Source organism: Sphaerotilus mobilis (assembly GCF_004216565.1).
GTDB lineage: Bacteria > Pseudomonadota > Gammaproteobacteria > Burkholderiales > Burkholderiaceae_C > Sphaerotilus > Sphaerotilus mobilis.
On the sequence record NZ_SGWV01000008.1, the window covers coordinates 134478 to 154645 of the forward strand.

18 protein-coding genes and 2 tRNA genes are annotated in these 20168 nt (G+C 68.2%); 16 read left to right on the forward strand and 4 right to left on the reverse strand.

The genetic code is table 11. From position 1 onward, the window contains the following. Positions 1 to 92: 92 nt before the first annotated feature. A complete protein-coding gene (locus tag EV685_RS06005; RefSeq protein ID WP_130481685.1) occupies positions 93 to 1061 on the reverse strand; it encodes a LysR family transcriptional regulator in 969 nt (322 codons plus the stop codon). Positions 1062 to 1165: 104 nt separating this feature from the next. Here EV685_RS06005 and EV685_RS06010 point away from each other — a divergent pair, with 104 nt between their 5' ends. Together EV685_RS06010 and EV685_RS06015 are read left to right on the forward strand one after the other, a co-directional pair. Then, complete coding sequence (locus tag EV685_RS06010) at positions 1166 to 2014, forward strand: pirin family protein (protein ID WP_130481112.1); 849 nt, start codon at positions 1166 to 1168, stop codon at positions 2012 to 2014. A 141-nt stretch (positions 2015 to 2155) separates the two neighbouring features. Beyond that, positions 2156 to 2800: an NADPH-dependent F420 reductase gene (locus EV685_RS06015; RefSeq protein ID WP_130481113.1), complete on the forward strand. Its 645-nt coding sequence runs from the start codon at positions 2156 to 2158 to the stop codon at positions 2798 to 2800. A 161-nt stretch (positions 2801 to 2961) separates the two neighbouring features. Here EV685_RS06015 and EV685_RS06020 read toward each other — a convergent pair whose 3' ends face one another. Together EV685_RS06020 and EV685_RS06025 are read right to left on the reverse strand one after the other, a co-directional pair. Then, complete coding sequence (locus EV685_RS06020) at positions 2962 to 3900, reverse strand: SMP-30/gluconolactonase/LRE family protein (RefSeq protein ID WP_130481114.1); 939 nt, start codon at positions 3898 to 3900, stop codon at positions 2962 to 2964. Continuing rightward, positions 3897 to 4691 carry an SDR family NAD(P)-dependent oxidoreductase gene (locus tag EV685_RS06025; RefSeq protein WP_130481115.1) on the reverse strand — a complete coding sequence of 265 codons (795 nt, stop codon included), beginning with the start codon at positions 4689 to 4691 and terminating at the stop codon, positions 3897 to 3899. The genes EV685_RS06020 and EV685_RS06025 overlap by 4 nt, the downstream gene beginning before the upstream one ends. Positions 4692 to 4879: 188 nt before the next feature. On the opposite strand from EV685_RS06025, the gene EV685_RS06030 reads away from it, so the two are divergent. From EV685_RS06030 to EV685_RS06060, 7 genes are all read left to right on the forward strand, one after another. Further along, positions 4880 to 6622: an IlvD/Edd family dehydratase gene (locus tag EV685_RS06030; RefSeq protein ID WP_130481116.1), complete on the forward strand. Its 1743-nt coding sequence runs from the start codon at positions 4880 to 4882 to the stop codon at positions 6620 to 6622. A 50-nt stretch (positions 6623 to 6672) separates the two neighbouring features. Beyond that, positions 6673 to 7605: a dihydrodipicolinate synthase family protein gene (locus tag EV685_RS06035; protein WP_130481117.1), complete on the forward strand. Its 933-nt coding sequence runs from the start codon at positions 6673 to 6675 to the stop codon at positions 7603 to 7605. Positions 7606 to 7661: 56 nt separating this feature from the next. Continuing rightward, entirely contained in the window at positions 7662 to 8726 is a 1065-nt protein-coding gene (gene chvE / locus EV685_RS06040; protein WP_130481118.1) for a multiple monosaccharide ABC transporter substrate-binding protein, read from the forward strand. A 102-nt stretch (positions 8727 to 8828) separates the two neighbouring features. Beyond that, entirely contained in the window at positions 8829 to 10343 is a 1515-nt protein-coding gene (gene mmsA, locus EV685_RS06045; protein ID WP_130481686.1) for a multiple monosaccharide ABC transporter ATP-binding protein, read from the forward strand. A 1-nt stretch (position 10344) separates the two neighbouring features. Beyond that, a complete protein-coding gene (gene mmsB, locus EV685_RS06050; protein ID WP_130481119.1) occupies positions 10345 to 11523 on the forward strand; it encodes a multiple monosaccharide ABC transporter permease in 1179 nt (392 codons plus the stop codon). Positions 11524 to 11653: 130 nt separating this feature from the next. Next, entirely contained in the window at positions 11654 to 12346 is a 693-nt protein-coding gene (locus EV685_RS06055; RefSeq protein WP_130481687.1) for a FadR/GntR family transcriptional regulator, read from the forward strand. Between the two features lie 34 nt (positions 12347 to 12380). After that, positions 12381 to 13937 (forward strand): aldehyde dehydrogenase (NADP(+)), encoded by a 1557-nt coding sequence (locus tag EV685_RS06060; protein ID WP_130481120.1) that lies wholly within the window; start codon positions 12381 to 12383, stop codon positions 13935 to 13937. A gap of 22 nt (positions 13938 to 13959) precedes the next feature. On the opposite strand, the gene EV685_RS06065 is transcribed toward EV685_RS06060, so the two are convergent. Then, positions 13960 to 14562 carry a peroxidase-related enzyme gene (locus tag EV685_RS06065; protein ID WP_338054433.1) on the reverse strand — a complete coding sequence of 201 codons (603 nt, stop codon included), beginning with the start codon at positions 14560 to 14562 and terminating at the stop codon, positions 13960 to 13962. 190 nt (positions 14563 to 14752) lie between these two features. On the opposite strand from EV685_RS06065, the gene tolB reads away from it, so the two are divergent. The 7 genes from tolB (at position 14753) to EV685_RS06100 (ending at position 20077) form a co-directional block, all read left to right on the forward strand. Beyond that, a complete protein-coding gene (gene tolB, locus EV685_RS06070; RefSeq protein ID WP_130481122.1) occupies positions 14753 to 16048 on the forward strand; it encodes a Tol-Pal system beta propeller repeat protein TolB in 1296 nt (431 codons plus the stop codon). Positions 16049 to 16125: 77 nt separating this feature from the next. Further along, on the forward strand, positions 16126 to 16743 hold the full coding sequence (pal, locus tag EV685_RS06075) for a peptidoglycan-associated lipoprotein Pal (protein WP_130481123.1): 618 nt from the start codon (positions 16126 to 16128) through the stop codon (positions 16741 to 16743). Then, positions 16743 to 17609, forward strand: coding sequence for a tol-pal system protein YbgF (gene ybgF / locus EV685_RS06080; protein ID WP_130481124.1), 867 nt, complete (start codon positions 16743 to 16745; stop codon positions 17607 to 17609). Before pal ends, ybgF begins: the two co-directional genes overlap by 1 nt. Before the next feature lie 49 nt (positions 17610 to 17658). Continuing rightward, positions 17659 to 18774: a YeeE/YedE family protein gene (locus tag EV685_RS06085; RefSeq protein WP_130481125.1), complete on the forward strand. Its 1116-nt coding sequence runs from the start codon at positions 17659 to 17661 to the stop codon at positions 18772 to 18774. Next, the gene (locus tag EV685_RS06090; protein ID WP_420820811.1) at positions 18771 to 19616 is read left to right on the forward strand and encodes a tRNA threonylcarbamoyladenosine dehydratase; all 846 of its coding nucleotides are present in this window, start codon (positions 18771 to 18773) and stop codon (positions 19614 to 19616) included. The genes EV685_RS06085 and EV685_RS06090 overlap by 4 nt, the downstream gene beginning before the upstream one ends. Before the next feature lie 284 nt (positions 19617 to 19900). Next, positions 19901 to 19976 (forward strand) — tRNA-Lys (locus EV685_RS06095). A 25-nt stretch (positions 19977 to 20001) separates the two neighbouring features. Further along, positions 20002 to 20077 (forward strand) — tRNA-Lys (locus EV685_RS06100). Positions 20078 to 20168: the final 91 nt, after the last annotated feature.

The window sequence follows — 20168 nt, forward strand, 5'->3', positions numbered from 1 at the left end:
CTTGCCCAAGCCATGAACCCGGCCTTCTCGGTCGGCAGGGCATGCCCGACACATGCAGGCCCGGCGATGTTGCCCGCCTGCGGCCACGCGCTTCAGCGCGCATCGCCCGATCGCATCCGCGCTGGCGGTGCATCCGGGGAGCGGTCGTCATCCGTGGTCGGTAGTTCCTCGACGGCGCCGAGTTTCTCGACCACCAGATCGATGAAGGCGGCCACCGCGAGCGGCACGTGGCGTCGGCTCGGGTAGACGAGGTTCACGCCATGACCTGCGCGGTGGTAGGGCGCGAGCACCGGGGCGAGACGGCCCTCGCGCAGGTCGCGCCGGGTCATCGTGGCGGGCAACAAGGCGATGCCCAGGCCGGCCAGCGCCGCCTTGCGCAAGGCTTGTGCGGTGTTGCCGCTGAAGCGTCCGGCCACCTGCACCTCGGCATCCACCCCGTCCGGGCCCTTCAAGTGCCAGGTGGTGCGGCCGGCGGGGTTGGCAAAGACGAGGCAGTCGTGCTCGACCAGCTCCGTCAGCTCGCCCGGTGAGCCGCGCGACGAGAGGTAGGCGGGGCTCGCCACCAGCGCGTCGACACCGGCGTCGAGCACCTTGCGGGCAAAGAAGCCCGAATCCTCAAGGGGTCCGCCGCGGATGGCCACGTCGATGCGGTCGGCGATCAGGTCGGCGCGCGCATCGCTGAGGACGAAGTCGACCCGGACGCGTGGATGTGCGGACAGGAACTCCGTCAGCCACTCCATCGGGAACAGGTCGAAGAAGTCGGCCGGCGCCGCGACGCGCACGAGCCCGCTGGGTTCCGCCGTGCCCGACAACAACTCATCACCGGCGTTGACCAGCCCGTCCACCGCATCCGCGCAACGGGCATGGAAGGCCTGCCCGGCGCTGGTCAAGGCCAGGCTGCGGGTGGATCGCTGCATCAGCCGGGTCCCGAGTTGCGCTTCGAGCTGCTGCACGCGCCGGCTCAGCGTGTTCGGCGGCATACCCAGGCGACGTGAGGCCTCGGCGAAGCTGCCGAAGCGCACGACCTGCACAAACACCGCCACGTCGTTGAGGTCAAGCATCGTCTGATTGATTCCATTTTTGGATGAGTTCAAGCCGATTGTGCTGTCTAGTCGTGGATTGCCGGCCGTCCTACGCTGCAAGCCTTGGATCACCGAGGCCGACCATGACCAGCGACCCCACCCCCACGGCACACGCCAGCCGGACCATCGTGCACCGCACGCGCGGCACCACGCACGGGCCGATCACGCGCTTGATGAGCCCCGGCGACCTGGGCCGTGTGCTCAAGCCCTTCATCTTTCTCGACCTGGTCAACTTCCAGCCGGGCGCGCTCGGCCAGGGCTTTGGCATGCACCCGCATTCAGGCATCGCCACCTTGACCTTCATGACCGAGGGTGATGTGCGCTATGAAGACACCACCGGCCAGGCCGGCATCCTGCCCGCCGGTGGCGTGGAATGGATGCGCGCCGGCGGCGGCGTCTGGCACACGGGCGCGCCAGTCGGTGACACGGCCGGACGTGGCTTCCAGCTGTGGGTCGCCTTGCCGGCTGCGCTCGAACTGGCCACGGCCGTAAGCCGCTACCTCGCGCCGGAGCAGGTGCCGGTCGACGGCCCGGCGCGTGTGCTGCTGGGGCACCACGGTGCGGCTCAGGCTGTCATCGAGGCCCCGTCGGATATGAGCTATCTGTCGGTTCGCCTGGGCGCGGGCATGCATTGGCGCTATGTGCCACCGACCGGGCACACCGTTGCCTGGGTCGCCGTTGCCACCGGGCAATTGACGGCCGGCGAGCCGATCGATGCCGGTGAGCTGGTGGTCTTCGAGCCCTCGGGCGCACCGATCGACTTCCAGGCGCGCGCCGACACGTCCTTCGTGCTCGGCTCGGCCGTCGCGCACCCGCACGATCTGGTGATGGGGTCGTACTCGGTGCACACGAACAGGCTCGCGCTTGCGCAGGGCACAGCGGAGATCCGCCGCATCGGCCAGCGCCTGCGCGAGGCCGGGCGGCTCGACTAAGGCGACCGCCCGGCGGCCTCGGCCGCCACCGGACCCATTCAACGTCGCCGCCACTTCGCGGCGTCCACTCGAATCCATCGGTGCGCAGGGGCGCTGACGATTCAGCCTGTTCACGCCCCTCACCAAGCAAAGGAAGACACCATGAAGATCGGCATCATCGGATCAGGCGGACTGGGTTCCAACGTGGCACGGGCCCTGGCCAACAAGGGCATGGCCGTCACGATTTCAACCCGCCGCGGGCCCGAGTCACTGGCTGCGCTGGTGACCGAACTGGGCAGTTCCGTCCAGGCCGGAACCGTGACCGAGGCGGCCTCGGCCGACATCGTGCTGATCGCCGTGCGCTGGACCGACCTGGGCAGCGCATTGACAGGTCTGCCGGCCTGGAACCAACGCATCGTCATCGACGGGACCAACCCCGTCGAGTTCCTGGACCCGCTGTCGCCCGACGCCAAGGACCCGAGCAACCCGCTGGCCGCCTACGGCATCAAGGCGATCGATCTGGGTGGCCGCTCATCGAGCGAGGTGGTTCGCGACATGCTGCCCGGCGCCCGCGTCGTCAAGGCGCTGAACCACCTGGACGTGAACGTGCTGGCGCAGCCCGAGGTGTCGGGCGGCCAGCGCGTGCAGTTCTATGCCGGCGACGACGCCGATGCCAAGCAGGCGGTGCGCCAGTTGCTCGACGCCATCGGCTATTTCCCGGTGGATCTCGGCTCGCTGGCCGTCGGCGGCCGACTTTCTGAGCTGCCGTTCGGGCCCTTGTCGGCAACGAACTTCATCAAGATCTGAAGGCCGTGTTCGCCGCACGCCCGTCGTGCTGATTTCAGGCGCGACCGTTCCAGCGGCCTGTTGATGCCCGGCCAGGCTGCGTAGCGGGTCTTGTCGCGCCGAGCGCGCTGACACGTCGCAAGGACGCAATGACGCAGGGGCCTCGCCGTGGCAGGCCTGCGTCAACGCTGCACATGGCGCTGATCGGCTGGCGACACGCCCACCCGCACCTCAAAGCGCCGCTCCGCCAACCCCCTGTGCCGGGTTGCGGCCCGGAACACCCCGCCGCTGCCGGGCCATGCCGCCAGCGCGGCCTCGTCCATGCCCTTGCGGGCGCTGGTGAGGAAGAGCTGGTCGAGAGACGCGCCGCCGAAGGCGGGGCAGGTGATGTTGGGAGCGGGCAGGTCGACGACGTCGGTCAGGCGGCCCTGGTCGTCGTGGCGGCGCACGGCGTGGCCTTGCCAGCAGGCCGTCCAGACGCCACCGCTGGCGTCGACGCAGGAGCCGTCGGGGTAGCCCTCGCTGGCGTCGAGGCGGAGGAAGACCTCGGGTGGACCGATGCGGCCGTCGGCGTGGTAGTCGCGGCACCAGACGGTGCGGCCGGGCGAGTCGGTGTGGTACAGGCGCCGCCCGTCAGGGCTGAAGCAGGTGCTGTTGGCGACGCCGGTCAGCGGCAAGGGCAGGGGCTCCACCGTGAGGTCGGCATGGACGCGGTACCAGCCGCCGATCGGGCCTTCGTCGTCGGTCTGGTTGTACATGCCGAAGACGAAGCGACCCTCGTGGTCGCAACGGCCGTCGTTGATGCGGGTGGTGGCGACGCCGGGCTCGACCGGCACGAGGGCCGAGGTGGTGCCGGTCGACAGGCGGTGCAGGGCGATGCCGCCGGCCAGGCCGAGCAGCAGCAGGTCCGGGTCTTCGCAGAAGGCGAAGGAGCCGACTCGGTCGGGCATGGGCCAGCGGCTGACCGCGCCGCTGGCGCTGTCCCAGCGTTGCAGGGCGGCGCCTTCGAGGTCGGTCCACCAAAGCGCCTGGCGGCGTTCGCACCAGAGCGCACATTCGCCCAGCCTGTGGCGCGCGTCGACCAGCAGCTGGCCCGGGCTGCGGTGCACGGCGCTGCTCATGTCCAGCCCCCGTCGACGGTGAAGGTTTGGGCGGTGCACATGGCGCTGTCGTCGGCCGCGAGGAACAGCGCCATCGAGGCGATGTGGACCGGCAGCAGCGGCGCGTCGATGCACTGGCTGCGGGAGATCTCGGCGCGGGTCTCGTCGTTGACCCACAGGCGCAGCTGCTTGTCGGTCATCACCCAGCCGGGCAAGAGCGTGTTGACGCGCACCCGGTGCGGACCGAAGTCGCGCGCCAGCGAGCGGGTCAGGCCCTGGATCGCCGACTTGCTGGTCGTGTAGACCGGCATGCCACCCTGTTTGATCATCCAGCTGAGCGAGCCGAAGTTGACGATGCTCCCGCCGCCCGCCTGGCGCATGTCCTCGATGACCGCCTGGGCGCAGAAGAAGGGGTGCTTGAGGTTGACGGCGATGCCGTGGTCCCAGCTCTCGGACGTGACCGACTCGATCGAATGGCGGCGGTCATTGGCCGCGTTGTTGAGCAGCACGCCGATCGGCCCGAGGGCCTGGCGCACCTGGGCGATCGCCGCGCGCAAGGCGTCGACATCGGTGAGGTCGGCCGGCACGAACACCGGCGCGGTCGCTGGAACCCCTGCCGGCGTGCCCGGCGACGCCGCCAGGCGGGCGGCCAGCGCGGCCCCTTCCTCGGCCGCCAGATCGATGAAGCCGACACGGCTTCCTTGGGCGACGAAGTGCTCGACCAAGGTGGCGCCGATGCCCGTGGCGCCTCCGGTGACGAGGACCACCCGGCCTTCCAGGCTGGGGTAGCGGGCGAGTGCGGAGGGGGTCATGCGGCTTCCTGAATCCTGGGTGCGATCGTCCAAATAGTCGGACCTTTGAAGTTTACGAGTGGACGCTTCATCGCCAGATCTTGGTGTTTTCACCGAGTCCTTGATTAAAAAGTATGACTTTATGATCGCGTCCACGGCGGGCCAACGGTCCGCTGCGAGCTCCCGCCATCTCTGTCACGAGGCCCCTGATGTCCCGATCCGATGTGAAGCTGCGCTCGGCCGAATGGTTCGGCCCGGACGACAAGAACGGGTTCATGTACCGCAGCTGGATGAAGAACCAGGGCATCCCGGACCATGAGTTCCGTGGCAAGCCGGTGATCGGCATCTGCAACACCTGGAGCGAGCTGACGCCGTGCAATGCGCACTTCCGCAAGCTGGCCGAACACGTCCGGTGCGGCGTCATCGAGGCGGGCGGTCTGCCGGTCGAGTTTCCGGTCTTCTCCAACGGCGAGTCCAACCTGCGGCCCACCGCGATGTTCACCCGCAACCTCGCCAGCATGGACGTGGAAGAGGCCATCCGCGGCAACCCGATCGACGCGGTGGTGCTGCTGGTCGGCTGCGACAAGACCACGCCCGCGCTGCTGATGGGCGCGGCCAGCTGCGACGTGCCGGCCATCGTCGTGACCGGCGGGCCGATGCTCAACGGCAAGCACAAGGGCCGCGACATCGGCTCAGGCACCGCTGTCTGGCAGCTGTCCGAACAGGTCAAGGCCGGCACGATCACGCTGCATGAGTTCATGTCGGCCGAGGCTGGCATGTCACGCTCGGCCGGCACCTGCAACACGATGGGCACCGCCTCGACCATGGCCTGCATGGCGGAGGCTCTTGGCGTGAGCCTGCCGCACAACGCGGCGATCCCGGCGGTCGACTCGCGCCGCTATGTGCTGGCGCACATGTCGGGCATGCGCATCGTCGACATGGTCTGGGAAGACCTGCGGCTGTCGAAGCTGCTGACCCGTGAGGCCTTCGAAAACGCGATTCGCGCCAATGCCGCCATCGGTGGTTCGACCAATGCGGTCATCCACCTGAAGGCGATCGCCGGTCGCATCGGCGTGCCGCTTGAACTCGACGATTGGACCCGCGTCGGTAGGGGCACGCCGACCGTGGTCGACCTGCAGCCCTCGGGTCGTTTCCTGATGGAGGAGTTCTACTACGCCGGTGGCCTGCCCGCCGTGCTGCGCCGCCTGGGCGAGGCGGGCCTGTTGCCGCACCCGGGTGCGCTGACCGCCAACGGCCTGTCGATCTGGGACAACGTGCGCGAGGCGCCGATCCACGACGAAGAGGTGATCCGCCCGCTCGACCGGCCGCTGCGTGCCGATGGCGCGATATCGGTGCTGCGCGGCAACCTCGCGCCGCTGGGCGCCGTGCTCAAGCCCTCTGCGGCGACGCCCGAGCTGCTGGTGCATCGCGGCCAGGCGGTGGTGTTCGAGAACCTCGAACACTACAAGGCCCGCATCGTCGACCCCGATCTGGTGGTGGATGCGAACTCGGTGCTGGTCCTCAAACACTGCGGACCGCGCGGCTACCCCGGCATGGCCGAGGTCGGCAACATGGGCCTGCCTCCCAAGCTGCTGGCACAAGGCGTGACCGACATGGTCCGCATCTCCGACGCCCGCATGAGCGGCACGGCCTACGGCACGGTGGTGCTGCACGTCGCTCCCGAGGCCAGCGCGGGCGGCCCGCTCGCGGTGGTGCACGACGGCGACTGGATCGAGCTCGACTGCCATCAGGGCCGGCTGCACCTGGACATCCCGGCCGAGGAACTCGAAGCCCGGCTGGCCGACTGGCGCGCCGCCCATCGCCCCGATGCACGCGACCGCAGCGGCTACCGCGCCCTCTACGTCGACCACGTGCTGCAGGCCGATCAGGGCTGCGACTTCGACTTCCTCGTCGGCTGTCGTGGCGCCGAGGTGCCGCGTCATTCGCATTGACGTCATTCGCATTCACGCGCATCCACCCGACACCCTCCGAGAGCCACGCCGTGTCACTGCCATCGCCCAGCCGCCCCTATCGCGGCGTCTTCCCGGTCGTCCCGACCACTTTCACCGCATCGGGTGAGCTTGATCTCGACAGCCAGAAGCGCTGCATCGACTTCATGATCGACGCGGGCTCGGATGGCCTGTGCATCCTGGCCAACTTCTCCGAGCAGTTCGCCCTGTCGGATGCCGAGCGAGAGACGCTGACTCGGGTGCAGCTTGAACATGTCGCCGGCCGGGTGCCGGTGATCGTCACGACCTCGCACTACGGCTCGCGCATCTGCGCGGCCCGCAGCCGCCAGGCACAGGACCTGGGCGCGGCGATGGTGATGGTGATGCCGCCGTATCACGGTGCCACCTTCCGCTGCGGCGAGGCGCAGATCCATGAGTTCTATGCGCGTGTGTCCGACGCGATCGACATCCCCATCATGATCCAGGACGCCCCGGTGGCCGGCACGCCGCTGTCGCCGGCCTTCCTCGCACGGCTGGCCCGTGAGGTCGAGCAGATTGCCTACTTCAAGATCGAGACCGCCGGCGCCGCCAGCAAGCTGCGCGAGCTGATCGCGCTCGGCGGCGAGGCGGTCGAAGGGCCGTGGGACGGCGAGGAAGGCATCACGCTGCTGGCCGATCTGGAGGCCGGCGCGACCGGGGCGATGACCGGCGGGGGCTTCCCGGACGGCATCCGCCAGATCACCGACGCCTGGTTTGCCGGCGAGCCCGAACGCGCGGCCGACCTCTACCAGCGCTGGCTGCCACTGATCAACCACGAGAACCGCCAGGGGGGGCTGCTGACCGCCAAGGCCTTGATGAAGGCGGGTGGCGTGATCGCCTGCGACGCCCCCCGCCACCCCTTCGCGCCGCTGCATCCGGCGACGCGGGCGAGCCTGCTCGCCACTGCGCGCCGACTCGATCCCTTGGTGCTGCGATGGAGCCGCTGATCGGTCGGCCCGTCACAGCCTTGTCACCCCCAACCCACCGACACAGGAGACTTTCGATGAACACGTTCAAAAGCCTGGCTGCGGCCATCGCCTTCGGCCTTCTGGGCGCGGCCCTGCCGGCCCTCGCCCAGGACAAGGGCACCGTCGGCATCGCCATGCCGACCAAGTCGTCGGCCCGCTGGATCGCCGACGGCGACAACATGGTCAAGGTGCTCAAGGAGCGCGGCTACAAGACCGACCTGCAGTACGCCGAGGACGACATCCCCAACCAGCTCGCCCAGATCGAGAACATGGTGACCAAGGGTGTCAAGGTGCTGGTGATCGCCTCGATCGACGGCACCACGCTGACCAAGGTGCTGCAGAGCGCGGCCGACAAGGGCATCAAGGTCATCGCCTATGACCGCCTGATCAAGGGCAGCAAGAACGTCGACTACTACGCCACCTTCGACAACTTCCAGGTCGGCGTGCTGCAGGCCGGATCGATCGTCGACAAGCTCGGTCTGAAGCAGGGCAAGGGCCCGTTCAACATCGAGCTGTTCGGCGGCTCGCCCGACGACAACAACGCCTTCTTCTTCTACGACGGCGGCATGAGCGTGCTCAAGCCCTACATCGACAGCGGCAAGCTGGTGGTGCGCAGCAAGCAGATGGGCATGGACAAGGTTGGCACGCTGCGCTGGGACGGCGCGGTCGCCCAGGCCCGCATGGACAACCTGCTGTCGGCTTTCTATGGCAACGCCAAGGTCGACGCGGTGCTGAGCCCGTATGACGGCTTGTCGATCGGCATCCTGTCCTCGCTCAAGGGCGTGGGCTACTGCAGCGCCAAGCAGCCTTGCCCGGTGGTCAGCGGCCAGGACGCCGAGGTGCCGTCGGTCAAGTCCATCCTGCGCAACGAGCAGTACTCGACCGTGTTCAAGGACACCCGCGAGCTCGCCAAGGTCGCCGCCAACATGGTGGACGCGGTGATGGCCGGCAAGCAGCCAGAGGTCAACGACACCAAGACCTACAACAACGGCATCAAGGTCGTGCCGTCCTACCTGCTCAAGCCCGTCAGCGTGGACGCGAGCAACTGGAAGAAGGTGCTGATCGACAGCGGCTACTACAAGGAAAGCCAGGTTCGCTGAGCCCTGGTGGGCCGCAAGCCTTGCCACCTTGAAAGCACGACCCGGGCGGTGTGCCCGGGTCGTCTTCCCTGCGGGAGAACATCCTTGAGTGCCATCCTCGAGATGCGCGGCATCAGCAAGACCTTCCCCGGCGTGAAGGCGCTGGATCGCGTCGATCTGGCGGTGCAGCCCGGCGAGATCCACGCCATCGTTGGCGAGAACGGGGCCGGCAAGTCCACGCTGATGAAGGTGCTCAGCGGCGTCTACCCGCACGGCAGCTTCGAAGGGCAGATCGTCTTTGACGGCCAGCCGCGCCAGTTGCGCGACATCGCCGACAGCGAACGGCTGGGCATCATCATCATTCACCAGGAGCTGGCCCTGGTGCCGCTGCTGTCGATTGCCGAGAACATCTTTCTGGGCCAGGAGATCGCGCAGCATGGCGTGATCGACCCGCATGCGGCCCACAGCCGCACCCGCGCGCTGCTGGCCAAGGTCGGGCTGGTCGAGTCGCCATCGACGCTGATCGACGACCTGGGCGTGGGCAAGCAGCAGCTGGTGGAGATCGCCAAGGCGCTGTCCAAGGACGTCAAGGTGCTGATCCTCGACGAGCCCACCGCCAGCCTCAACGAGACCGACAGCGACGCCTTGCTCGACCTGCTGGTCGACCTGCGAGCACAAGGCATCGCTTGCATCCTGATCTCGCACAAGCTCAACGAGATCACACGCGTGGCCGACCGCATCACGGTGCTGCGTGACGGCACCTCGGTGACCACGCTGGACTGCCACGGCAGCGCCTCGGTCAGCGAGGACCTGATCATCCGGGCGATGGTCGGCCGCGAGATGGCCGACCGCTACCCGCACCGCACGCCGCAGATCGGCGAGACGGTGTTCGAGGTGCGCGACTGGCATGTCCACCACCACCTGCATCCGGACCGGGTCGTCGTGAAAGGCGTGGACCTGCACGCGCGGCGCGGCGAGATCGTCGGCATCGCCGGCCTGATGGGCGCGGGCCGCACCGAGTTCGCGATGAGCGTGTTCGGCCGCTCCTACGGCCAGCGCATCCGCGGCGAGGTCCGTCTCAAGGGCCAGACGGTCGACGTGTCGACGGTCGAACGCGCCGTCCGGCAGGGTCTGGCCTATGTCACCGAGGACCGCAAGGGCTGGGGCCTGGTGCTGGGTGACGAGATCGTGCGCAACGTCAGCCTGGCCAACCTGGGCGGCGTCTCCACGCGTGGCGTGATCGACCCGGGACGCGAGTTCGCGGTCGCCAGCGACTACCGCCAGAAGCTCGGCATCCGCTGTTCGAGCGTCTTCCAGCAGGTCGGCAATCTGTCCGGTGGCAACCAGCAGAAGGTCGTGCTGGCCAAGTGGCTGTTCGCCGACCCGCAGGTGCTGATCGTCGACGAGCCGACCCGCGGCATCGACGTCGGCGCCAAGTACGAGATCTACACCCTGATGGCCGAACTGGCCGCCCAGGGTCGCACCATCGTCATGATCTCCTCGGAGATGCCCGAGCTGCTCGGCATGTGCGACCGCATCTACGTCATGAATGAGGGCCGCTTCGTCGCCGAAATGGACGGCGCGCAGGCCACACAGGAATCGATCATGAGATCCATCGTCAAGTCCGGAGGCCGCTGACATGAAGGCACAGAACGACACGGCCAGTGGCCTGGCCTACCTGCGCCACCACATGCGCGAATACGGCATGCTGATGTCGCTGGTGGCGATCATGGCCTTCTTCCAGGTCATGACCGATGGCACGCTGATGCAGCCGTTGAACATCACCAACCTGATCCTGCAGAACAGCTACATCATCATCATGGCCCTGGGCATGCTGATGGTGATCGTGGCCGGCCACATCGACCTGTCGGTCGGCTCGGTCTGCGGCTTCGTCGGCGCGGTGGCGGCCGTGCTGATGGTGAACCTCGAGATGCATTACGTGCCGGCCACGCTGATCTGCCTGGTGCTGGGCGGGGTGATCGGCGCGGCCCAGGGCTGGTTCGTGGCCTACGTCAAGATCCCGTCGTTCATCGTCACGCTGGCGGGCATGCTGATCTTCAAGGGTCTGGCCCTGGCGGTGCTGGGCGGGCAGTCGGTCGGGCCCTTCCCGCCGACCTTCCAGCTGCTCAGCTCGGGCTTCCTGCCCGACCCGCTGCAGGGCGAGTCGCTGCGGCTGCTGTCGGTGCTGCTCGGCGTGCTGGCGGGTGTCGCGTTGCTGGTGTCGAAGTGGCGCGCGCGACGGGTCGCGCAGGCCCACCACATGGCGGTCGAGCCCGGCCTGCTGTTCTGGCTCAAGAACCTGGTCTTTGCGGCGGTGCTGGTCGCCCTGGTCACGCTGATGTCGACCTACAAGGGCATCCCCAACGTGTTGATGGTGATGGCCGTGCTGATCGTGGCCTATGAGTTCGTCACCACTCGCACCACCGTCGGACGGCGGGTCTATGCGCTGGGGGGCAATGAGAAGGCCGCGCGGCTGTCGGGCATCCGCACCGACCGGCTGACCTTCGGCACCTTCGTCAACATGGGCGTGCTGGCGGCGGTCGCCGGCCTGATCTTCGCGGCCCGCCTGAACACCGCCACGCCCAAGGCCGGCCAGGGCTTCGAGCTGGACGTGATCGCCGCCTGCTTCATCGGCGGCGCGTCAGCCTCGGGTGGGGTGGGGCGGGTCTATGGGGCGGTGATCGGTGCCTTCATCATGGGCGTGATGAACAACGGCATGTCCATCCTGGGCATCGGCATCGACTACCAGCAGGTCATCAAGGGCCTGGTGCTGTTGGCCGCCGTGTTCGTCGACGTCTACAACCGCAACAAGCGCTGATCGAGCCGGACCGGGCCGGACGCCTGCGGGAGCGGCCGGCACAATCGCGGCCCACCGACCTCAGAACGCCAGAAGCGCGACGCCCGCCGTGAAGAACGAAGACTACCGACGCCCGCGCGAGAGCAAGAGCATGCACGCGCGCATCGTGCGGGAGCTTGGCCTGCGCATCGTCTCGGGCGAGCTGGCGCCGGGCGACAAGCTGCCCGCCGAGGCGACGCTGTGCGCCGCCTACGAGGTCAGCCGACCGGTGCTGCGCGAGGCCATCCGGGTGTTGTCGGCCAAGGGCCTGGTGGTATCGCGGCAGCGCACCGGCGTGGTGGTCCGCGCCCAGAGCGAATGGCATTTGCTCGACCCCGATGTCCTCTACTGGTTCATCGAGGCCCAGCCGGCCACGACCTTCGTCGAGACCCTGTTCACCGTGCGCCGCATCATCGAGCCGGCCGCCGCCGCGCTGGCCGCACGGTCGGCCAGCGATGCCGAGATCGCCCGCATCGCCGAGGCCTATGCCGGCATGGAGGCCGCCACGACGCCCGAGGAATTGCTGGAGCCGGACGTCGCCTTTCACCGCCGCATCGCCGAGGCCTCGGGCAACCCGCTGCTGGCCTACATCGGCACCATGCTCTCGCATGCCTTGCGCGAGTCGATCAAGCTCAGCAGCAAGATGCCCGACACCCACGCGCTGTCGCTGCCCCGGCACAAGGCCATCCTGACCGCGCTGCAGGTGCGTGACCCGCTCGCGGCGCGCCAGGCCACGCTGGTCCAGCTCGAAGAGACCAGCGACGACATCAGCCATGTGCTGGGCGGCGAACGACCACCCACCTGAAGCCGCCCCGCACCGAACCCCAACAGGACACACCATGACGACACCCTCCAGCGACTCGCCACACGGCCGCCACGTCATCGCCGGCGAACGCGTCGCGACCGCCACGACATTCCTGTCGAGCCCGGCCAGCGGGCCCGCGCACACCTTCTGCAGCGGCACGCCGGAACTCGTCGACGCGGCCTGCCGTGCAGCCGAGGAAGCGTCCTGGACCTTTGCCCAGACGACGCGGGAGGCGAGGGCGGTCTTCCTCGACGCCATCGCCGACGAGATCGACGCGCGCGCCTCGGCCATCACCGAGATCGGCAGCCAGGAGACCGGCTTGCCCACTGCCCGCCTGGTCGGCGAGCGGGGCCGCACGCAAGGCCAGTTGCGCCTGTTCGCCAGCCACATCCGGCGAGGCGAGTACCTCGACCGGCGCCACGACGCGGCCCTGCCGGATCGCCAGCCGCTGCCGCGTCCAGAACTGCGCCTGGTGCAGCGCCCGATCGGCCCGGTTGCGGTCTTCGGTGCGTCGAACTTCCCGCTGGCCTTCTCGGTGGCCGGCGGCGACACGGCGTCCGCGCTGGCGGCCGGTTGCCCGGTGGTGGTCAAGGGGCACTCGGCGCACCCGGGCACCTCCGAGATCGTCGCCGAGGCGATCGCGGCGGCGGCGGCCCGTTGTGGCATGCCGGCGGGCGTGTTCTCGCTGATTCAGGGCGGCCGGCGCGATGTCGGCGAGGCGCTGGTCCGCCATCCGCTGATCCGCGCGGTCGGCTTCACCGGCTCGCTGGCCGGCGGCCGTGCCCTGTTCGACCTGTGCGCCTCGCGGCCTGAGCCCATTCCCTTCTTCGGCGAGCTGGGCTCGGTCAACCCGATGTTCCTGCTGCCGGCCGCCGTGGCCCGGCGCGGGCGCGAGATCGGCGCCGGCTGGGCGGCGTCCTTGAGCATGGGTGCCGGCCAGTTCTGCACCAACCCCGGCATCGCGGTGGTGCTGCGCGGCACGGACGGCGAGGCCTTCGCCGAGGCGGCCGTGGCCGCGCTGGCCCAGGTGCCGTCCCAGGTCATGCTGACCGACGGCATCGCCGCCGCCTACCGCGCCGGGCGCGACCGGGTGGCCGCCGGCACGGGCGTGCAGACGCTGCTGACGTCGACCTGCGACCTGCGCCAGGCGACGCCCTACCTCTACCGCGTCGACGCCAGCGACTGGCTCGGCAACCACACGCTGGCCGAAGAGGTGTTCGGCCCGCTCGGCCTGATCGTCAAGGTCGACGACCCGGACCAGATGCACGCGGTGGCGCGCTCCCTGAGCGGCCAGCTGACCACCACGTTGCACATGGAGCCTGACGATGCCGGTGACGCCGCCCTGGCGCGCAGCCTGCTGCCCATCCTGGAACGCAAGGCGGGCCGGGTGCTGGCCAATGGTTTCCCGACGGGCGTGGAGGTGTGTGACGCCATGGTCCACGGCGGACCCTACCCGGCGTCGACCAACTTCGGCGCCACCTCGGTCGGCACGCTGTCGATCCGCCGCTGGCTGCGGCCGGTCTGCTACCAGAACCTGCCGGTCGGGATGATCCCGGGGCTGGATGAGCCGGTGCCCGACAGCGCCGCGTGATGGGTCCCGGCGCCGGGTCTGATCAGCCGCGCGGCACGCGGCCCATCAGGTAGAACTCGGCGTTGGGCATCAGGCTGAGCAGGTTGGCCATGCGGTTGGACAGGCCGAAGAAGGCCGTGATGGCGCCAATGTCCCAGATGTCCTCGTCGCTGAAACCGTGCTGGCGCAGGGCTTCGAAGTCAGATTCGTCGACCTGCGACGAATCGCCACCGACCTTCAGCGCGAAATCCAGCATGGCGTGCTGGCGCGGGCTCAGGCTTGCCTTGTGGTGATTGATCGCCACCGCGTCGGCCAGCAGCGGCGACTTCTCGTAGATGCGCAGGATCGCGCCGTGCGCCACCACGCAGTAGAGGCAGCGGTTCGCGCCCGAGGTCGCCACGACGATCATTTCCTTCTCGCCCTTGCTCAGGCCCGAAGGCCGCAACATCAGCGCGTCGTGGTAGTCGAAGAAGGCGCGGCATTCGTCCGGTCGGTGGGCCAGTGCCAGAAAGACATTGGGCACGAAGCCGGCCTTGGCCTGGACGGCCAGGATGCGCTCGCGCAGGTCGTCGGGCAGGCTGTCCAGGGCAGGCGTCGGATAGCGGCTGATCGGATGGGTCGATGGGGTGGTTGCGGCGGCGGTCAAGGCGGTCTCCAAGGGGTCGATCCGGATGCGCGGATGCTGCCATGGCGACCGTGTGCAACGCGTGCCGGTGGCTCGCATCGGTCTGGAACAGCCTGTCACGGACCCTCTGTAACCATGGGATATATTCCCCGCACCCCGGGCGCCGGCCCTCGCTGAACGGCCCCGCAAACCACGGATCCACAAGAGCAAGATGACTTCCCGTCGACAGTTTTCACGCCTGGCGCTGAGTGCGCTGGGTGGCCTCGCCTTGCCCTGGTCGCCGGCCGCGCTGGCGCAGTTCCGGGTCGAGATCTCCGGCGTCGGTGCGACCCAGGTCCCGATCAGCTTGGCGCGCCTGCGTGACGAGGACAAGTCGCCCGTGCCGATCTCCGCGATCGTGCGCGCCGACCTCGAGCGCAGCGGGCTGTTCCGGGTCCTCGACGGCATCAACGGGGTCACCGACGAGAACGCCCGGCCGGCCTATCCGGACTGGCGTGCCAAGGCGGTCGATGCCCTGGCCGCCGGGTCGATCGCTCGGCTGGCGGACGGTCGGTTCGATGTGCGCTACCGGCTCTGGGACGTGGTGAAGGGCGCCGATCTCGGCGGCAAGGCCGCCCCGCCGTCCGGCAAGGACGAGTTGCGTGGCGTGGCGCATGAAATGTCGGACTTCATCTACGAGAAGCTGACCAATGAACGCGGCGTGTTCTCGACCCGCATCGCCTATGTCTCGAAGGCGGCGGGGCGCTACACGCTGTGGATCGCCGATGCCGACGGCGAGGCCGCTCAGGTGGCGCTGACCGGCCCCGAACCCATCATGTCGCCCTCGTGGTCGCCCGATGCGCGCGAGTTGGCCTACGTCTCGTTCGAGGAACGCAAGGCCGTCGTCTACGTGCAGGATGTCTACGCCGGCAAGCGCCGTGTGGTGGCCAACTTCAAGGGCTCGAACAGCGCACCGGCCTGGTCGCCCAACGGGAGCATGCTGGCAGTCACCTTGACCCGCGACGGGCCGTCGCAGATCTGGCTGATGAACCGCAACGGCGGCGACCTCCGGCGCCTGACCAATGGCAGCAGCATCGACACCGAGGCCACCTGGGCCCCCGATGGCAAGAGCCTCTTTTTCGTCAGCGACCGTGGCGGCGGCCCCCAGATCTACCGCGTGCAGGTTGCCGGCGGGGCGGTCGATCGGGTGACCTTCGCTGGCAACTACAACATCAGCCCCGCGATCAGCCCGGACGGTCGCAGCCTGGCCTACATCTCGCGCAACGGCGGCAACAACTTCCAGCTCACGCTGATGGACATCGCCACCGGAACCATCCGCACCCTGACCGACACCAACGAGGACGAGAGCCCCAGCTTCGCGCCCAACGGCCGGATGCTGATCTACGCGACCCGCGCCGGTGGCCGCGACGTGCTGATGACGACCACGCTGGACGGTGCGATCAAGGCCCGTCTGGGTGTCCCGCAGGTTGACGTCCGCGAGCCGACTTGGGGACCCTTCGGTCGCTGAGTCGCAAGGCCCGGACCGTTCCCACCGAAGAATTCACCGAACAGTGGCCGCCTCGATGCGGCCTGGAGCCTCCCGAGATGAATCCCACATATGACCACTGGATCCGCCCGCTGCGCCTGGCCGCAGCGGCCGGTGTCGTCGTGCTGCTGTCGGCGTGTGCGTCGTCGACCCGGCTGGATCCGCCCGCACCGGTCGAGGACCGCAACCGCGGCGCGTCGTCCGCCCTGGCCGGCGGCGGCGCGGGTGGTGCAGCCGGCGTGGGCACGGTCAACGGCGGCCAGGCCGGCGGCACGGCCCTGCCGGGCGACAACCGCATCCCGTCGATCGACCTGGGCAGCGCAGACAACGGGGCCGGTGGCAATGCCGGCCTGCCGCGCGTCGTCTACTTCGACTTCGACAGCTATGTCGTCAAGGACGACTACCGCAACGTCATCGAGGCCCATGCCCGCTACCTCAGCGCCGATCGCAAGCGGCGCTTGCTGGTCGAGGGACACACCGACGAGCGTGGTGGCCGTGAATACAACCTCGCGCTGGGCCAGAAGCGCGCCGATGCGGTCGTGCGTGCGCTCGGCCTGCTGGGAACCGGCGGCGCCCAGACCGAAGCCGTGAGCTATGGCAAGGAACGCCCAGCTGCCAGCGGCAACGACGAGGCCAGCTGGGCCAAGAATCGTCGCGTCGAGTTGAAGGATCGCTGATGAACACGACATCCCGCCCCATGACCCTGAGCCGGCTGGCGCAAGCCCTGCTGACCTGCCTGCCGCTGCTGGGTCTGGTGCCGACGGCCCAGGCCGGCTTGTTCGATGACGAGGAAGCCCGCAAGGCGATCCTGGAACTGCGTGGCCGCTTGGACAAGGCCGAAGCCGCCAACACCCAGCTCAACCAGCAGCTCCAGCAGCAGCAGGCCGCCCGCAAGGTCGAGAACACCGAGATGACCGAGCAGCTCAACGTGCTGCGTCGTGGTGTGCTGGATCTCAACAGCCAGATCGAACTGCTGCGCGGCGACATGGCGCGTCTGCGGGGTCAGGACGAGCAGGTCAGCCAGTCCAACCGCGATGCCACGCGCGAGCTGGCCGATCTCCAGCGCAAGCAGAAGGACTTGCTGGCGGCGCTGGCCGCTCAAGACGAACGCCTGCGCCGGCTCGAACCGCAGAAGGTCAGCCTGGACGGCCGTGAGATTACCGTCGATGTGGCCGAGAAGAGGGCCTACGACGATGCGATCGGCGTCTTGCGCAAGGGCGACTTTGCGCGAGCCGTCGACGCGCTTCAGGCCTTCCAGCGCCGGTTCGCCGGCAGCAGCTATGGCGGCCATGTGCAGTACTGGCTGGGAAACGCGCTGTATGGCAAGGGCGACGTCAAGGAAGCGATGGCGACCTTCCGCGCGCTCGTGACAACGACGCCTGACCACCCCCGCGCCGCCGAGGCGCTGTTGGCGGTGGCCAATTGCCAGGTCGAGCTGAAGGACCCGAAGTCAGCCCGCAAGACGCTCGACGAGCTGGTCAAGAACTACCCGCAGTCCGAGGCCGCGCAGTCCGGTCGCGAGCGCATCGCACAGCTCAAGTGAGCACGCCTTTGTGACATCGCCGGGTGCCGGGCTTCTAGAATCCGGCGCCATGGAAGATATCAACGTGAACATGCTGACGGCCCAGGTTCTCTGGGCCGTCTTCATTCTGGCCTTTGCCTTCGGCGCGCTGGGCGTGCGAACCCAGTTCTGCACCATGGGTGCGATCGCCGACGTCGTCAACTTCGGCGATCAGCGCCGGCTGCGCATGTGGATGCTGGCGATCGGCGTGGCGGTGTTGGGCTTCAACCTGCTGGTCGCCCAAGGCAGCTTCGTCGCCGACCGGACGCTTTATGGCGGCGATCGTTGGTTGTGGGCTTCGGCCCTGGTCGGCGGCGCGATGTTCGGCTTCGGCATGGTGCTGGCCTCGGGCTGTGGCAGCCGCAACTTGCAGCGCCTGGGTTCGGGCAGCCTGAAGGCGCTCGTGGTGCTGGTCGTCATGGGCCTGAGCGCCTGGATGACGCTGCGAGGCCTGACCGCAGTGCTGCGGGTCAACAGCGTCGATGCCTGGGCCATCACGCTGTCCACCCCGCAGGATCTCCCCAGCGTGCTGGCGTCGGCGCTGGGCCTGTCGACCGGGCAGGTCGCGCTCGGACTGGGTGTGCTGGTCGGCGGCGGCGTGATCGCCTGGGTGCTGTCAGCCGCCGAGGGCCGCGAGCGCCAGGTTCTGTTGGGCGGCGTGGGCGTCGGCGCCCTGTTGCTGGCGGTGTGGTGGGTGTCCTTGCAGTTCGGTCATCTGGCTGAACATCCCGAGACGCTTGAGGAGGCCTTCCTCGGCACCGCGAGCCGTCGTGGCGAGGCGCTGAACTTCGTGTCACCGGTGGCCCAGGGCTATGAATGGCTGGTCTTCTACACCGATGCCGGCCGGCGCACGACCACAGGCCTGGTCGCCGTGCTGGGTGTTTTCTTCGGCTCGCTGGCCGTGCATCTGGTCCGGCGCGAGTTCCGCTGGGAAGGCTTCCGCGACACGGCCGACACGGCCCGACACCTGGTTGGCGCGGTGCTGATGGGCATCGGCGGCGTCACCGCGATGGGCTGCAGCATCGGACAAGGCTTGTCGGGCATCTCGACGCTGGGTCTGACCAGCATCGTCGCCCTGGGTGCCATCGTCGCGGGCTGTGTGGCGGGTCTGCGTTTCCTGAGCTGGCAACTTGAACGCTCGATGTGACGACCGTGACCGAGCCTGACCTGAGCGCAGATGCCGATCACGAGCGCCGCTTCGGCGGACTGCGTCGCCTGTGGGGCGATGCCGGGTATCGGGCCGTCCGGCAGGCGCGTGTCGTCGTGGTCGGACTCGGCGGCGTGGGCTCCTGGACCGCTGAGGCGCTGGCCCGCTGTGGCGTGGCGCAGCTGGTGCTGATCGATTTCGACCAGATCGCCGAATCCAACATCAACCGCCAGGTCCAGGCCCTGGGCAGCAGCGTGGGTGCGGCCAAGGTCGCGGTGATGGCCGCACGGGTGCGTGACATCCACCCCGCTTGTGATGTGCGCGCGGTCGAGCAGTTCGCGGAAGACGAGAACTGGCCGGGCCTGTTGCCAGGCCCCGTCGACATCGTCATCGATGCCTGTGACCAGGGTCGCGCCAAGCTGCTGCTGGCGCGTTGGGCGGTGCAGACCGGCGTTCCACTGGTGACGGTCGGGGCGGCCGGCGGCAAGACCCAGCCGCAGCGCGTGCGCGTCGCTGATCTCGCCCGGGTCACGCACGATCCCTTGCTGGCCCGACTGCGCCAGCAGTTGCGCAAGGCGATGGGCGTGTCCGGGCCGATCGGTCCGCGGGAAGTGCTCGGGCCGATCTGCGTCTACTCGGAAGAAGCGGTGGCGATGCCCCAAGCAGGTGGTGACGCCTGTGCGACCGACGGCAGTCTGAACTGCGCGGGCTACGGTTCGACGGTGGCCGTCACCGCCACGTTCGGCATGACGGCCGCAGAAGCGGCGCTGGCCGAGTTGCGGGCCCGGGTCGCCAGCAAGACCGTGGCAGCGTCGTCAACGGTGTCCGAGGGTCTTGCGTGACCTCCGATTCATTGCCTATAATCTTTGGCTTTCCGGGGTACGACTTCCAATTGATCAAGTGTTGAAACGCTTGAAGCACGCTTGGTGGGGACTGGGCAAAAACTGCCGAGTCGCCAGCGTCAAGATGGGATGTTTGGAGTAACCCCGGGAACGTTCCGACGAGAGTATCGGCAAGACCTACCGAAGTCTTACCGATACTCCCCAAGATCACCGCTTGGTACCGAGGTCGCAAGGCCTGACTAACCGGTGGTGGGACGCGCAGGGTTGATGCCAAGCATCAAGGCGGGTTGTTAGCTCAGTCGGTAGAGCAGCGGACTTTTAATCCGTTGGTCGCGTGTTCGAGTCACGCACAACCCACCAAACAGTGTTATGATCTAGTTCTTGCGGGCTCTTAGCTCAGTTGGTAGAGCAGCGGACTCTTAATCCGTTGGTCGAGTGTTCGAGTCACTCAGGGCCCACCAACATTGAAAGCCCCTCGGTTTGCGCCGAGGGGCTTTTTCTTTTGTCTGCCAGAAAACTCGAGGGGCGCCTAGCGATGCCGATGTCGGGTTT

What these genes read in the sequence shown, in the direction of transcription:
- EV685_RS06005 (WP_130481685.1), bottom strand. Translation starts at nt 1,061, where the DNA reads ATGCTTGACCTCAACGACGTGGCGGTGTTTGTGCAGGTCGTGCGCTTC.
- EV685_RS06010 (WP_130481112.1), top strand. Translation starts at nt 1,166, where the DNA reads ATGACCAGCGACCCCACCCCCACGGCACACGCCAGCCGGACCATCGTG.
- EV685_RS06015 (WP_130481113.1), top strand. Translation starts at nt 2,156, where the DNA reads ATGAAGATCGGCATCATCGGATCAGGCGGACTGGGTTCCAACGTGGCA.
- EV685_RS06020 (WP_130481114.1), bottom strand. Translation starts at nt 3,900, where the DNA reads ATGAGCAGCGCCGTGCACCGCAGCCCGGGCCAGCTGCTGGTCGACGCG.
- EV685_RS06025 (WP_130481115.1), bottom strand. Translation starts at nt 4,691, where the DNA reads ATGACCCCCTCCGCACTCGCCCGCTACCCCAGCCTGGAAGGCCGGGTG.
- EV685_RS06030 (WP_130481116.1), top strand. Translation starts at nt 4,880, where the DNA reads ATGTCCCGATCCGATGTGAAGCTGCGCTCGGCCGAATGGTTCGGCCCG.
- chvE (WP_130481118.1), top strand. Translation starts at nt 7,662, where the DNA reads ATGAACACGTTCAAAAGCCTGGCTGCGGCCATCGCCTTCGGCCTTCTG.
- mmsA (WP_130481686.1), top strand. Translation starts at nt 8,829, where the DNA reads ATGCGCGGCATCAGCAAGACCTTCCCCGGCGTGAAGGCGCTGGATCGC.
- mmsB (WP_130481119.1), top strand. Translation starts at nt 10,345, where the DNA reads ATGAAGGCACAGAACGACACGGCCAGTGGCCTGGCCTACCTGCGCCAC.
- EV685_RS06055 (WP_130481687.1), top strand. Translation starts at nt 11,654, where the DNA reads ATGCACGCGCGCATCGTGCGGGAGCTTGGCCTGCGCATCGTCTCGGGC.
- EV685_RS06060 (WP_130481120.1), top strand. Translation starts at nt 12,381, where the DNA reads ATGACGACACCCTCCAGCGACTCGCCACACGGCCGCCACGTCATCGCC.
- tolB (WP_130481122.1), top strand. Translation starts at nt 14,753, where the DNA reads ATGACTTCCCGTCGACAGTTTTCACGCCTGGCGCTGAGTGCGCTGGGT.
- pal (WP_130481123.1), top strand. Translation starts at nt 16,126, where the DNA reads ATGAATCCCACATATGACCACTGGATCCGCCCGCTGCGCCTGGCCGCA.
- ybgF (WP_130481124.1), top strand. Translation starts at nt 16,743, where the DNA reads ATGAACACGACATCCCGCCCCATGACCCTGAGCCGGCTGGCGCAAGCC.
- EV685_RS06085 (WP_130481125.1), top strand. Translation starts at nt 17,659, where the DNA reads ATGGAAGATATCAACGTGAACATGCTGACGGCCCAGGTTCTCTGGGCC.